Annotated in this window: 13 protein-coding genes; 7 read left to right on the forward strand and 6 right to left on the reverse strand. The window is 77.6% G+C overall.

The genetic code is table 11. The features are described from left to right. A partial coding sequence (locus tag ACI79F_RS18310; protein WP_456578929.1) for a TIGR03619 family F420-dependent LLM class oxidoreductase occupies positions 1–687 on the reverse strand: 687 nt, incomplete at its 3' end. A gap of 34 nt (positions 688–721) precedes the next feature. Here ACI79F_RS18310 and ACI79F_RS18315 point away from each other — a divergent pair. Further along, positions 722–1762, forward strand: coding sequence for a zinc-binding dehydrogenase (locus ACI79F_RS18315; RefSeq protein WP_456547600.1), 1041 nt, complete (start codon positions 722–724; stop codon positions 1760–1762). Positions 1763–1765: 3 nt separating this feature from the next. Here ACI79F_RS18315 and ACI79F_RS18320 read toward each other — a convergent pair whose 3' ends face one another. After that, positions 1766–2518: an enoyl-CoA hydratase-related protein gene (locus ACI79F_RS18320; protein ID WP_456547601.1), complete on the reverse strand. Its 753-nt coding sequence runs from the start codon at positions 2516–2518 to the stop codon at positions 1766–1768. A 114-nt stretch (positions 2519–2632) separates the two neighbouring features. Between ACI79F_RS18320 and ACI79F_RS18325 the strand changes: the two genes are divergently transcribed. From ACI79F_RS18325 to ACI79F_RS18335, 3 genes are read left to right on the forward strand one after another with little or no spacing between them, the layout of a single operon-like run. Next, on the forward strand, positions 2633–3844 hold the full coding sequence (locus ACI79F_RS18325) for a hypothetical protein (protein ID WP_456547602.1): 1212 nt from the start codon (positions 2633–2635) through the stop codon (positions 3842–3844). A gap of 32 nt (positions 3845–3876) precedes the next feature. After that, positions 3877–5136, forward strand: a complete 1260-nt coding sequence (locus ACI79F_RS18330) for a hypothetical protein (protein WP_456547603.1) — start codon at positions 3877–3879, stop codon at positions 5134–5136. 54 nt (positions 5137–5190) lie between these two features. Continuing rightward, on the forward strand, positions 5191–6390 hold the full coding sequence (locus ACI79F_RS18335; protein WP_456547604.1) for a hypothetical protein: 1200 nt from the start codon (positions 5191–5193) through the stop codon (positions 6388–6390). Between the two features lie 6 nt (positions 6391–6396). Here ACI79F_RS18335 and ACI79F_RS18340 read toward each other — a convergent pair whose 3' ends face one another. From ACI79F_RS18340 to ACI79F_RS18350, 3 genes are all read right to left on the reverse strand, one after another. Next, the gene (locus tag ACI79F_RS18340) at positions 6397–7284 is read right to left on the reverse strand and encodes an SGNH/GDSL hydrolase family protein (RefSeq protein WP_456547605.1); all 888 of its coding nucleotides are present in this window, start codon (positions 7282–7284) and stop codon (positions 6397–6399) included. Between the two features lie 107 nt (positions 7285–7391). Beyond that, positions 7392–7976 (reverse strand): TIGR03086 family metal-binding protein, encoded by a 585-nt coding sequence (locus tag ACI79F_RS18345; RefSeq protein WP_456547606.1) that lies wholly within the window; start codon positions 7974–7976, stop codon positions 7392–7394. Between the two features lie 29 nt (positions 7977–8005). Next, the gene (locus ACI79F_RS18350; protein ID WP_456547607.1) at positions 8006–8227 is read right to left on the reverse strand and encodes a hypothetical protein; all 222 of its coding nucleotides are present in this window, start codon (positions 8225–8227) and stop codon (positions 8006–8008) included. 369 nt (positions 8228–8596) lie between these two features. On the opposite strand from ACI79F_RS18350, the gene ACI79F_RS18355 reads away from it, so the two are divergent. The 3 genes from ACI79F_RS18355 (at position 8597) to ACI79F_RS18365 (ending at position 11581) form a co-directional block, all read left to right on the forward strand. Continuing rightward, positions 8597–9529: a hypothetical protein gene (locus tag ACI79F_RS18355; protein WP_456547608.1), complete on the forward strand. Its 933-nt coding sequence runs from the start codon at positions 8597–8599 to the stop codon at positions 9527–9529. A gap of 6 nt (positions 9530–9535) precedes the next feature. Continuing rightward, entirely contained in the window at positions 9536–10747 is a 1212-nt protein-coding gene (locus ACI79F_RS18360; RefSeq protein ID WP_456547609.1) for a hypothetical protein, read from the forward strand. 69 nt (positions 10748–10816) lie between these two features. Further along, positions 10817–11581 carry a DUF6308 family protein gene (locus tag ACI79F_RS18365; RefSeq protein ID WP_456547610.1) on the forward strand — a complete coding sequence of 255 codons (765 nt, stop codon included), beginning with the start codon at positions 10817–10819 and terminating at the stop codon, positions 11579–11581. Between the two features lie 3 nt (positions 11582–11584). Here ACI79F_RS18365 and ACI79F_RS18370 read toward each other — a convergent pair whose 3' ends face one another. Next, positions 11585–13138 (reverse strand): class I adenylate-forming enzyme family protein, encoded by a 1554-nt coding sequence (locus ACI79F_RS18370; RefSeq protein ID WP_456547611.1) that lies wholly within the window; start codon positions 13136–13138, stop codon positions 11585–11587. Between the last annotated feature and the right edge of the window lie 98 nt (positions 13139–13236).

Below are 13236 nucleotides of genomic sequence, written 5' to 3' on the forward strand. Positions count from 1 at the left end.
GAGCGTGGTCTTGTGCCTGCCCACCCCCCCCGCCCCCCCCCAGCCCCCCCCCCCCCCGCCCCCCCCCCCCCCCCCCCCCCCCCCCCCCGCCCCCCCCCGCGACGCCAGCGACCGCCCGCCGAACCACAGCGGCGGGTGCGGCCGCTGCACCGGCCGTGGCTCGAACACCACGTCGGAGAACCGCACCCACTCGCCGTCGAAGGACGGCTGCTCCGCCGTCCACAACTCCTTGAGCACCGCCACGTACTCGTCCATCACCGCGCCGCGCCGCTCGAACGGCACCCCGAGCGCCGCGAACTCCCCCGGCGCCATGCCGACGCCGAACGTCAGCGTCACCCGCCCGCCGGAGAGGACGTCGAGCGTCGCCACGGCCTTCGCCAGGGCGACCGGGTGGTGGTAGGGCAGCACGATGACGGCGGAGTTCACCCGGATCCGCGTCGTGGCGCCGGCCAGGAACGCCATCGCGGTGAACGCGTGCGGCCAGTGGGCGCCCATGTTCGCCGTCAGGGGCGTGGGGACGACGAGGTGCTCGCTGACCGAGACGGCGTCGAAGCCGAGGTCGTCGGCGGTGCGGGCGATCCGCTGGAAGTCCGCGGAGGTCAGCTGCGCCTGCCAGGCGTCGCCGCCGGGCGGGTACCGGCCGGGCGGGTAGCGGTCCAGCCCGGGCAGCCCGGTCGAGAACCTCACTGCGGCGACCTCCCGGTGTGGTCTGCTCCGCGCCGTGCTGACGACCAGCCTCGACGCCGCCCGCACCGTAGCGGTGCGCGAGGTGCCCGACCCGGCCGTGCAGCGGCCCACCGACGCCGTCGTCCGGGTGACCGCGACCTGCATCTGCGGCTCGGACCTGCACTCCTACCGCGGCGCCGGCGCCGGCCTGCCGCTGCTCATGGGGCACGAGTTCCTCGGCGTCGTGGAGGAGGTCGGCTCCGCGGTCGCCACGGTGGCCCCCGGCGACCTGGTGGTGCCGCACTTCGCGGTGGTCGACGGCACCTGCGGCAGCTGCCGCCGCGGCGTGCCGGGGTCGTGCGCACGGCTGTCCTTCTACGGGCTGCCGGACGCCGAGGGGCTGCCCACGGTCGGCGGCCAGTCCGAGCGGGTGCGGGTGCCGCTGGCCGACGGCACCCTCGTGCGGGCCGCCGACCGCCCCGACGACGTCGCCGACGCCGACCTGCTCGCGCTCTCCGACGTGATGGGCACCGGCCACCACGCCGCGGTCAGCTCCGGCGTCGGGCCCGGGTCCACGGTGGTCGTCGTCGGCGACGGCGCGGTGGGGCTGTCTGCGGTCCTCGCCGCCCGCCGGCTGGGCGCCGAGCGGGTGGTGGCGATGTCCCGGCACGCCGACCGCGCGGCGCTGGCCCGCGAGCTCGGCGCCACCGACGTCGTCGCCGAGCGGGGCCGGGACGGGGTCGCCGCCGTCCGGGAGCTGCTCGGCCGGGACGGCGCCGACGCGGTCTGCGAGTGCGTGGGCGGCCAGGACGCCGTCGACACCGCCGTCGCCGTCGCCCGCCCCGGCGGCGCGGTCGGCTTCGTCGGCGCGCCGCAGGCGGTCCTGCCGTTCCGCCGCCTGTTCATGAGGAACGTGCGGGCCGGCGGCGGGGTCGCGCCGGTGCGCGCCTACCTGCCCGAGCTGCTCGACGCCGTGCTGACCGGCGGCCTGCGGCCCGGCCGGGTGTTCGACCGGGAGCTGCCGCTGGCGCAGGCCGCCGAGGGCTACCGGGCGATGGACGCCCGGGAGGCGGTCAAGGTGCTGCTGCGGCCCTGACCGCTACTTCTGCGCCTGGCGGCGCATCGACCACATCTGCGCCGGCCGCTCGAACTGGGTGGCGACCTCCCAGGAGACCGCCGTCGCCGTCTCCTTGCGGAAGTTGCCCACGGTCACCCGGGCCAGCTCCGGGTCGGCGGCGACGCGGGCGGCCAGCTCGCGGGCGCGGGACTCGACGGCGTCGGCGTCCACGGCCTCCCAGGCCAGGCCGAGCTCGACGGCCTTGGCGCCGTTGATCTCCTCGCCGAACAGCACCATCGCCGCGGCGGCCTCGCGGCCGATCAGCCGGGACAGGATGACGAAGTGCCCGCCGCCGGGGTGCATGCCGCGCTTGAGGAAGCCGGCCAGCAGCCGCGCGTCGGAGGCGACCACCCGCAGATCGGTGGCCAGCAGCATGTTCATGCCGGCGCCGACCGCCGAGCCGCGGACGGCCGCGATCGTCGGCACCTTGACCTGGCCCAGCCGGTAGAAGGAGTCGTAGATCGACGACATGCCGTCGTAGAGGTCGGGGCGGGCCGGGTCCTCCCCGGCTGCGGTCAGGGTGGCGACGTCGCCGCCGGCGCAGAACGACCTGCCGACCGCGGTGACGACCAGCGCGCCGACCTCGGGCCGGGCGTCGACCTCGTCGAACACCCCGATCAGCTCCCGGGCCATCGCCGGGGTCAGGGCGTTGCGCCGGTCGGGGGCGTTGAGCGTGACCACGGCGACGCCGCCGTCCACCTCGAGCAGGACCTCACCGGAGCCGGACTCGGACACGCGCGCACCTCTTCTGCCTCGGGAACCCTTCGCAGGCATCAGACCACGCCCCCCGGGACACGGGCCAAGCCGGGCACCAGCGCGGCACAAGCCGGCCGCCCGACGCTGCCTGCCGTGAAGCGATCCGCCCCCGTCCGCGCCCTGGTCCCCGCCCTGCTCGCCGCCGCCCTCGCCGGCTGCACCAGCGCAGTCGCCGGAACCGCCGAGCCCGACCTCGGCACGGCGTTCACCCAGCGCGCCGGCGAGGTGTCGCTGACCGACGCCATCGGCGACGAGCGCCACTACCTCAACCACCTGGTCGCCCTCGACGACGGCACCTACCTCGCGCTCATGGCCGGCACCAGCGAGGACGACGCGTTCCTCGTCCGGCTGGCACCGGGCCAGGACGGTCTCGAGGTGGACGGCACGGTCCCGCTCCCGCCGATGGACAGGGAGACCGGCCTGCACGTCGCCGCCGACGGGACCGTCGCGGTCTTCGGCACCGTCGACGCCGAGACCGGGGAGGACCTCGTCTTCGCCACCGTCGCCCCGGACGCGGACTCGGCCGAGGTGGTCGACCTGGAGCACGGGTACGGCGACTTCCCGCCCACCGTGGGCGGCACCGCCCTCAGCCGGGACGGCGCGGTCCTCTTCGTCTCGTTCGGCCACGACGGCGACGTCCCGGGCCGGGTCGTCGCCTTCGACACGGGCACCGGCGAGGTCGTGGACGACGTCGACGTCGACCCGGGCAGCGGCCCCGGCGAGCACTACGCCGGGCACCTCGCCCTCCGCCTCGACGGCGGCGTGGCCGTGCTGGTGAGCGCCTACGACGAGCGGGCCGCGAGCGGGGGCGACGACGACACCCCGCGCGCCGTCCTCGTGGAGTACGACGCCGACCTCGAGCCGGTCGGCGAGCCGGTGACCCTGCTCCCCGACGCCGTGGAGAGCATCAGCCGGGAGCTGTTCGTCCTGCCCGGCGGCGGCTACGCCGCGGTCGCCGTCGACGGGGTCTACCAGTCCTCGGAGATCCGGCTGGTCGTCGTCCGCGACGGTGCGGTCGAGCAGGTCCACGAGCTCGACGAGGTGGTCGACCTGGACGTCGTCCCCGACGACGTCGACCTCGGCCCCGGCGGCCACCACCTGTACGTGCCGTGGAGCGGGAGCGGCGGGACCCAGGGCGTCACCACGATCGACCTGACCACCGGCGAGGCCGTCGCCGAGGTCGCGCTGTGCGACGGCCCGGGCTTCGCCGCGACCGTGGCCGTCGGCGCCGACGGGACCGAGCTGGTCGCCGGCGGCGGCTGCGGCGAGGGCGACCCCGAGGAGCTCGCCGTCCTGCTCCGCTGACCCCTTCCCCGCGCACGCCCCCCGGAGGAGCCATGTCCCGCCGCACCGTCCGCGCCGTCCCCGTCGCCGCGCTCGTGGCCGCCGTGCTGTTCACCGCCGGCTGCTCGACGGCCGACACCTTCCGGGAGCCGCCGATCGTCGACTCCCCCGGCGTCGGCGGGCTGCCCGAGAGCTTCGAGCCGGCCGGCCCGCCGGCCGACGCGTCGGGCTCCGACCAGTACGTGGGCGACGTGGACGCCGGCGCGCTGGCCGGGCCGGACGGCGACGTGTACGCGATCGCGGCCGCCCCCGGCGGCTCGGTGGTCGTCCTGGCCGGCACGCGGCTGGACCCCGCCCGGCCCGCCGTCCTGGCCGAGCTGGTGCCCGGTCCCGCCGGCCCCGCCGTCCGCCGCGTGGTCGCGATCCGGCCGGTCGACCCGCTCGCCGACCTGCACGTGGCGCCGGACGGGACGGTGCTCGTCCTCGGCGAGCCGGCGGACGGCGGCGGCACCCTCCTCGTCCGGCTGGCCCCCGGCGCGACGCAGGCGGAGACCGCCCCCGTCGACACGGGTGCCCGGACGCCGTACGGACCGGCTCCGGTCGAGGGCTCGGCGCTCACCCCCGACGGCGCGACGCTGGTCCTCACCGTGCTCGACCTCGCCGGCGGCGCCCCCGAGGCCCGGCTGGTCACCGTCGACGCCGCCACCGGCGCAGCCACCGGCAGCCGGGTGATCGACGTGGGCACGCCGGAGCACGTGGTGGCCACCGAGGTCGCGGTCCGGCCCGACGGCGGCATCGCGGTGCTCCTGCTCGCCGCGCTGCACGGCGACGGCGCCGTCGACGACCCGGTGCTCGCCGGGTTCGGCCCCGACCTGCGGCCCACCGGGGACCTCGAGCACCTGGCCCAGCACGCCGACGCCGCGCGCGGCACGAGCCTGCAGCTGCTGCCCGACGGCGGCGCCGCGGTCGTCGTCGACGTGGTCGGCCTCGGGTACCCGCTGGTGTGGCTGGTCGTCGTCCGGGACGGCGACGCCGAGGTCACCAACCTCGAGCCCCTCGGCGCGCACCGCCCCGCGGCGGCCGTCGCGGTGGCGGCCGACGGGCGCACCGCCGCGGTCCCCTACTCCGGCGACGACGGCCGGGCCGGACTGGCCACCGTGGACCTCGGCACCGGCGCCGTCCGCGCCGACCTGACCACGTGCGCCACCGAGGGGACCAGCCCCCAGGCGGTGGCCGTGCCGGCCGGGGTCGCGGTCGTCGTGCAGTGCCGCGAGGACACCGGCGTCCGCGCCGCCGTCGCGCTGGTCGCCTGAGCGCGCAAGCGGCGCACCAGCTGCCCGCAAGCCCGCCGCCGCAGGGTCCTCCCCGTGACCAGGACCCCCATGCCCGCGCCGCTGTTCGTCGCGGCCGCCGCTCTCGCCCTCGCCGCCGGCTGCAGCACCTCCGTCGACGGCACCCCCTCGTCGTCCGGCCCCGGGACGGCGAGCGCGCCCGCCCCGGCCGCCGCGCCGGACGAGCTGCTCGGCCGGGTGGACCTGCAGGCGCTGTTCCCCGGCGTGGCCGTGCGCGAGTTCGAGGTGGCCGCGCGGCCGGACGGCAGCTACCTGGCGCTCGTCCTGCCCGACGACAGCGAGGTCGGCGGCGGCTGGCTGGTCGAGCTGCGGCCGGGCGGCGACGGGCTGGCGGCCGGGCAGGTGACCGACCTGCCGCGGTTCGACGCCGTTCCCGGCCTGCACGTCGCGCCCGACGGCACCGCCGTCCTGGTGGACCCGCTGGCCGAGGACCCGTCGGTGATCGGCGTCGCCGCGCTGCCGGTGGGCGCCACGGAGGTCGAGCTGCGGCAGGTGGACAGCGGCTTCGACGTCCCGGCCGACACGGTCGCCTCCGCGCTGTCCCCCGACGGCGGCACCGTCTACCTGGCGGCCACCTGGCGGGAGCCGGGGTACCGGCAGGAGCTGCTCGCCGTGGACGTCGACGCGGGCGCCGTCACCGCGGCGGAGCCGGTCGACGTCGCGGACCCCACCGCCGTGCCCACCACCCGCGTCGAGGCCACCGCCGACGGCGTCGTGCTGCTGACCACCGACCGCAGCGACGGCGAGGCCACCGCCACCGTCGCCTGGTACGGCACCGACCTGCGCCCGGACGGCGACCCCGTCCCGCTGGCCGAGGAGGGCGGGCAGTCCGACGGCTACGCGCTGGCGGTCACGCCGGACGGCGCGGCGGTGGTGAGCGTGTTCGAGCCGGAGGCCGAGACGTCCCGGCTGCTCGTGGTCGACGCCGACGGGATCCGCACCTCGATCGACCTCGACGAGGCGCGCGAGGCGCCCTACGACGTCACCGTGGACGCGAGCGGCCGGCGGGCGTACCTGCCGGTGAACGACCGGGACGTCCGCACCCAGCTGGTCACCGTCGACCTCACCACCGGCGAGCGGACCGGGACCGTGCTGTGCGAGCTGGCGACGCTGAGCCGGGTCGCCGGCGCCGCCGACGGGAGCACTGCCGTCGTCACCGGCCTGTGCCCCGACGACGGGGACGACGCCGGCAGGTCGGCCTACCTGATCGGCTGACCCGGCTCAGGAGCCGAGGACCTGCTCGACGGCGTCGGCCAGCAGCCGCTGCCCCTCCGGGGTCGGGTGGACGTCGCCCGGGTACACCAGGCCGGCGTCGACCGCGCTGCCGCCGGCGGCCTCGGCGACCGGGCGGAAGGCCTCGAACCCGCTGGCCACCTCGGCGTCGTGCGCCGCGGCGGCCGCGGCGAGGGCCTCGTTGACCCGGGTGATGCCGAACGTCGTCAGCGCGTCGCCGTAGTCGAGCGTGTAGTAGCCCACGACGACGATCCGCCCGTCGTAGCCGCCCTCGTCCCGCAGGGCCGCGAGGATCGAGTCGACGTTGCCCCGGACCTGCTCGGCGAGCGCGGCCACGCCCTCGGCGGTGCCGCACGCGCCGGTCGACCGGCAGATGAAGGCGTCGTTGGCGCCGATCTGCAAGGTGACCAGCTCGACGCCGTCGTCCTCCTGCAGCGCCTGCACCGCGAAGTCGAGCTGCGGCCCCTCGTAGTCGGTGTGCAGCGGGTAGGCGTCGCGGAAGCCCGGCTCCTGCCCGCGGACGTTGGTGCAGCCGTTGCTCTGCGCCGCGACGTCGCCGAAGCTCGCCGTCGTCTCGCCCGGGCAGGTGGCGTCGACCAGCTCCAGGTCCCGGTCCTCGGCGACCAGCTGCGGATAGCCGACGAAGGCGTCCTCGTCCGCGTAGCCGCCCGGGGCGTTGCCGACGTAGCCGAAGGGCACCGAGTCCCCGAGCGCCAGGTAGCCGCCGCCCTCCTCCGGCTCGGCGCTGCTCTCCGCCGCCCCGCCGGAGGGGGCGTCGTCCGGGGCGTCGTCCGGGGCGTCGTCGCCGGAGCCGCAGGCGGCGACCGCCGTCGCGGTGAGGACGGCGAGCAGGGTGCAGCGGAGCCGCGTGCGCATGGGTCTCCTCGTCGAGACGCCGCCGCGGGCGGGGACCCCCGTGGCCGACCGGATGTCAGGCGGCCACCGTAGGGCGCGCCCCTGGGTCGTGCAGCGTGCGACGCGACTCAGCCCGCGGGCGGGCACCAGGCCGGGTCGCGGCCGGTGCGGCCCAGCAGGCGGTCGAACTCCGGCGCGTCGTCGGGCACCGGCACCGGCGGCCCGAACAGGCCCTCCGGCGCCGGGCCGTCGGCGGTGACCGAGGAGACGAAGCCGAAGGCGGCCTCGGCCGCGCCGGGGTCGGGCCGGTAGTCCTGGCCGGTGGCGACCGCGAGGTCCCAGCCGTGCACCAGCACCTCGTCGACCGCCACGGCCGCCATCGCCGGCGCCGGCATCGTCACCCCGCCGGCCTCGGCGTCGCCCTCCCAGGCGGCCGGGTCGCGCCAGGCGGCGGCCAGCGCGTCGAGCCGCTGCGGGATGCGGGTGCGCCAGTCGGGGGTCAGCGCCGCGGCGTCCGCGCTCGCCGTCCCGCCCGGCTGCTTCTCCGCGCCCAGCCGGAAGGCCAGGGTGAGGCCGTCGAGGTGGTCGAGGAGGGCGGCCACCGACGTCCCGGCGCACGGGGTGGGGCCGGCCAGCTGGTCGTCCCGGACGGCGGTCACCACCCGGGCCGTCTCGGCGGCCGCCGCGGCGAGGGCCCGCTGCATGCTCTCCATGCGGGTCCGACCGCCCCGGCCGGCGGAACTCATCGCCGGTCGATCATCCCCGGCACGGGCGGGGCCGCCGGCCGGCCGCGGCCCCGCACGCGGCGCACGACCAGCAGGACGGCGACGGTGTCGAGCAGCGCGCCGGCGACGACCAGCGCCCAGCCGACCGCCGTCGGCCCGGTGACGAGCAGCACCACGCCCGCGGCCAGCACGGCCATCGCGACGGCGGCCAGCAGGAACTCCCGGGGGGCGGCACCCATGGCCCCGGATCCTGGCACGCAAGGCGGTTGCGAGTGGCGCCCAAGCGCGGCGGGCGAGCCTGGCGGGGTCCCATCCCTCCCCCTCCGGAGCTCCGCGATGACCGCCCGACCCCCGCTGCCCCTCCTGCTCGGTGCCGCCGGCCTGCTGCTGGTCGCCGGCTGCTCGACCGGCGTGGCCGGGGCCGCGACGCCGCAACGGCCGCCGGCGGTGAGCGCCGGTCCCCTCACCGAGGAGCTGGGCGGCGAGCTCGACCTGGGCGGGGCCGTCGGCGACCCGGAGGCCCGGCTCTACGACCTCGCCGCGCACCCCGACGGCTCCACCGTCGCCCTGCTCGGCGTCCCGACGGGTACGGGTCCACCGGCTGGCTGGTGCGCCTGGTGCCGGGCCCGGACGGCCCGCGGGCGGACGCGGTCACCGAGGTGCCGGGCTTCGTCGAGTACTCGCAGGTGCTCGCCGCCGACGACGGCACGGTCGTCGTGGTCGGCGTCGCTCCCGGCACGGAGGGCTACGGGCTGGTCGTCGCCGCGGTGCAGGACGGGGAGGTCACCGAGCACACGGTCGACACCGGCGTCGACGGCACGCCGGACACCACGGCCGCGGCCGTCACGCCCGACGGCGGGACGGTGTACGTCGCCGGGTACTGGCGCGAGGACGGCGAGGGCAGTCGGCTGCTCGCCGTCGACGTGGCCAGCGGCGAGGTGCGGGAGAGCGCGCCGCTGGGGCTGGAGACGCCGGGCGAGGCGGTCCTCTACGACCTCGCGACGGGCCCCGACGGCGACCTGCTCGCGCTGGCGGCGCTCGACCGGGACGCCGACGGCGAGGAGTCCGGCGCCGTCCTGGTCCGCTACGGCGCCGACCTGGAGCTCGCCGCCGAGCCGGTCGAGCTGGTCGCCGACGACCCGGACAGCACCACCGGCGGCCTGCAGGTGCTGCCCGACGGCACGGTCCTGGCCACCGTCACCGCCGGCCACTTCAGCACCGGCGACCCGCGGCTGGTCGTCGTCCGCGACGGCGCGGTCGAGGAGTCGATCGAGCTGGCGGACACCTCCGACGCGCCGCACCACCTCGCGGTGGACCCCGACGGCCGCTACGTGTACCTGCCGTACAACACCACCGGGTACGAGCCCGCGCTGGTCACGCTCGACCTGACCACCGGCGAGGTGGTCGCGTCGGTGCCGGTGTGCGGGGAGAGCGGCGGCGGGGTCGGCTACGTCGTCCTGGCCGCGGACGCCCAGACCGTCACGGCCGGCTCCGTCTGCATCGCCGGCGGCGGCACGTCGACCGTCTCCGTGATCGGCTGAACGGCCGTGCCCGGACACCTCCGCCGCACCGCCCGCGGGGCCGCCCTCGGCGCCGCGCTGCTCGTCGCGGCCGCCGGCTGCTCCGCCGCCGGATCCGGCCCCGGCGACGCCGCCGGGTCCACCGCGGCGCCGGCGGTCGGCGACGGCGGCGCCCTGGACACCGTCGCCGCCTCGCTGGCGGTCCGGGAGCTGGGCGGGGTCACGATCGCGCAGGACGCCGCCGTGGGCCCCGACGGGGAGCCGGTCCTGCTGTTCGCCGTCGACGCCGACGAGGACGGCCCGCTGGCCGTCGTCCGTCCCACCGCGACGTCCGGCTGGGGGCAGGTGGTCCTCGACGCCTCCGACGGCCCGATCTGGGGCTCCGGCCTGGACGTCGCCCCCGACGGCACCGTGGTGGTGGCCGGCTACGGCGGGGACGCCGTGGCCGTCTCCCGGATCGCCCCGGACGGCACGGTGTCCACCGTCCCCGTCGCCTACGACCTGCGCCCGGACCGCGGCTCGGTGACGAGCACCGCCCTGTCCCCGGACGGGGCCGTGCTGTACCTGGCCGCGCACCGGGTCGGCGAGGACGCGGTGCGGCTGCTCGCCGTCGACGTGGCCACCGGGCGGGTGTCCGCCGAGCGGGTCGTGCCCTCGACCGGGCGCAGCTGGAACCACGCCGAGGCGATCGCGGTGTCGGCCGACGGCACGGTGCTCGTCGGGCTGGACACCCAGTCGGTGCCCGACGGGCCGCAGACCGCCGAGCTCGCCCGCTTCACCGCCGCCCTGGAGCCGGCGGGCGCGGTGCCGCTGCTGCCCGGCGCGCCCGCCTACGACATCCGCGAGCTGGCCGTGGCCCCGGACGGCGCCGCGGTGCTGGCCGTGCACGAGGGCGCGATCTCCGACGCGGCCGGCGTGCTGGCGCTGGTGCTGGTCGGCCCGGGCGCGACGACGGCGGTCCGCGTCGCGACCGTCTCCGAGGAGCCGGCGGTCGACGTCCTCGCGGTGGACCCGGCGGCCGGGCACGCCTACCTCGGCGGGCTGCGGCAGCCCGGCGGGGTGGACGCCGTCACGGTCACCCCGGTCGACCTGGCCACCGGCGCGGTCGGCGTGGCGGTGCCGCTGTGTGACGGCTGGAGCGTCGACGCATTGGTGGTCGCCGCCCCCGAGGGTCCGGCCCACGCCGCGGCGACCTGCGATGTCGACGTCAGCGAGACCACGCTCGTGACGTTGGTCTGAGGCCCGCGCGGCCGGACCGGCCGGGCGTCGGTACCGTCGGCTGGGACGCCGACGTCGGAGGGGGAGCCGATGGACGCCGCACTCATGCTGCCCAGCGCCGGCCCCGACCCGATCGGGCTGGACGACGCGCTGGCCGCCGTCGTCGGCTACGCGGTGGGCCGCCGGCCGCTGCGCTTCCGCGCGCCCAACGCCCGCGAGGGCCGCTGGGTGCGGGTGCGCGCCTTCGCCTTCGACCGGTTCGACCGGCAGCCGGCGGAGACCGCGCCGCGGATGACCGACCGGGACGTGCTGCTCGCCGAGGGGCTGCACGGCCGGCTCGACCCGATCGGCTGGACCGCGGTGCGCGCCGCCCTCGACGCGGCGCTGCCGGTTGCCGGGGAGGCGGTGCACCGCGCCGCGGGGCGGGCGTTCTGGGAGCTGCCCGAGGAGCAGACCAGCGTGCTGGCCGAACCGGGCACGGTCGGCGCGGCGCTGCGGTCCCTGGCGGAGGGGCCGCACGGGCCGTACGTGCTGGCGGCGCTGCACCACCGGTGGCCCGAGCTGTTCCCGCTGCTCGACGGGATCACCCGCCGGCAGCTGTGGCCGCACACCGCCGAGGGCGACAGCGGCGTGCACGCGGTGGTGCTGCGCGAGCTGCGGGCCAACGCGGCCGGGTTCTCGCTGCTCGAGGCGCGGGCCGGGGCGGCGCTGGGGCAGCGGGTGACGCGGCTGCGGCTGCACGACGTGCTGCTGTGGCTGTCCGGGTCGCTGCGGATGGAGACCGCGGTCGCGCTGGGCCGGACCGCCGAGGAGTGGACCGGGGTGCGGGAGCCGGCCGCCGCCGGCGCCCGCTGAGCGCTACCGGCGCGGGACCTCGATCCACTCGCCGGCCTCGCGCAGCGGCGCCTTGAGCACCTTGCCGCCGGCGTTGCGCGGGAGCGGGCCGGCGAGCACGCGGACGAACTGCGGCACCTTGAAGTCGGCCAGCCGCCGCCGCGCGAACGCGGCCACGTCGGGCACCAGGTCCGCGGCGGCCACGCCGGGCCGGGGCAGGACGACGGCACCGACCTTCTCCCCCATCACCGGGTCCGGGACGCCGACGACGGCCACCTCCACCACGTCCGGGTGCTCGACCAGGACGTTCTCCACCTCGACCGAGTACACGTTCTCACCGCCGCGGTTGATCATGTCCTTCGCCCGGTCGACGATCCGCACCACCGGGCCGGCCGGCAGCTCGTCGATCCGCGCGACGTCGCCGGTGTGCAGCCAGCCGTCGACGAACGTCTCCGCCGTCCGCCCCGGGTCGCCCCAGTAGCCGGCGACCACGTTGGGCCCGCGGACCAGCAGCTCTCCCACGCCCGCCGGGTCGGGCCGGTCGATCCGCACGTCGTTCACCGGCGTCGGGAAACCGACGGCGTCGGCGTGCTCGGCGGCGTACTCGTGCGGCAGGAAGGTGGCCAGCGCGGTGGTCTCGCTGAGTCCGAAGCCGTTGCCCACGCGGGCCCTGGGGAAGGCGGCGACCAGGCGGCGGACGAGCTCCGGCGCGATGGGCGCGCCGCCGTAGCTGACCGTCCGCACCGAGGAGACGTCGGTCGCGGCGAAGTCCGGGTGGCGCAGAACCAGCTCGTAGATGGTCGGCACGCTGGTGATCAGCGTGATCCGGTGCTCGGGCACGGCGGCGAGGAACTCAGCCGGCCGGAACTGCGGCATGACGACCGCGACGCCGCCGAGCTCGACCTGGGTCATCAGCTGCGAGCAGCAGCCGGTGACGTGGAACAGCGGCACCGAGATCAGCGTCGCGTTGTGCAGCGCGGGGTCGCGGTCGAGCTTCCGGCAGCGGACGACGTTCTCGATCGTGGTCAGGAAGTTCTCGTGGGTGACCATCGCGCCCTTGGGCCGGCCGGTGGTGCCGCTGGTGTAGAAGAGCGCGGCGACGTCGCCGGGAGCGGGGTCGGGGTCCGCCGCCTCGCCGGTGCCGCCGGGGTCGGCGTCGGGCAGCGGCTCGCCGGGCCGGACGACGTAGGCCGCGCCGCAGTCGGCCAGCACGTACTCGGCTTCGGCCTCGGCCAGCCGGGTGTTCAGCGGGACGACGACGGCGCCGGCCAGGTGCGTCCCCCAGAAGGCCAGCACCCAGTCGAGGCCGTTGCCGATCCGCAGCGCCACCCGGTCACCGGGGCCGACGCCGGCCGCGCGCAGCCCGGCGGCCACCCGCCGCCCGCGCTCGAGCAGCTGCGCGTAGGTCACGCTGCCGCCGCCGAGCTCGACGACCGCCGTCCGCCCGGGGTGCCGCCCGGCGACGTCGCGCAGCAACTCGACGACGTTGCGGCGCAGGCCCGTGTAGCGGCGGATCCCGTCGGGTCCGGCCGCGATGCCGCTGGTGTCGAAGGGCCGGCGCCCCCGGTCGTCCTGCACGTCGTCCTCCCCGCTGTGCGGTTGCTCGCGGCAACCATCTTGCGCCCGTGAGCGCCGCCACCCGGAGGCGGAGTCGAGGGTCCGGCGTCGTCGTGCCC

It is taken from the genome of Blastococcus sp. SYSU D00868 (assembly GCF_054050575.1).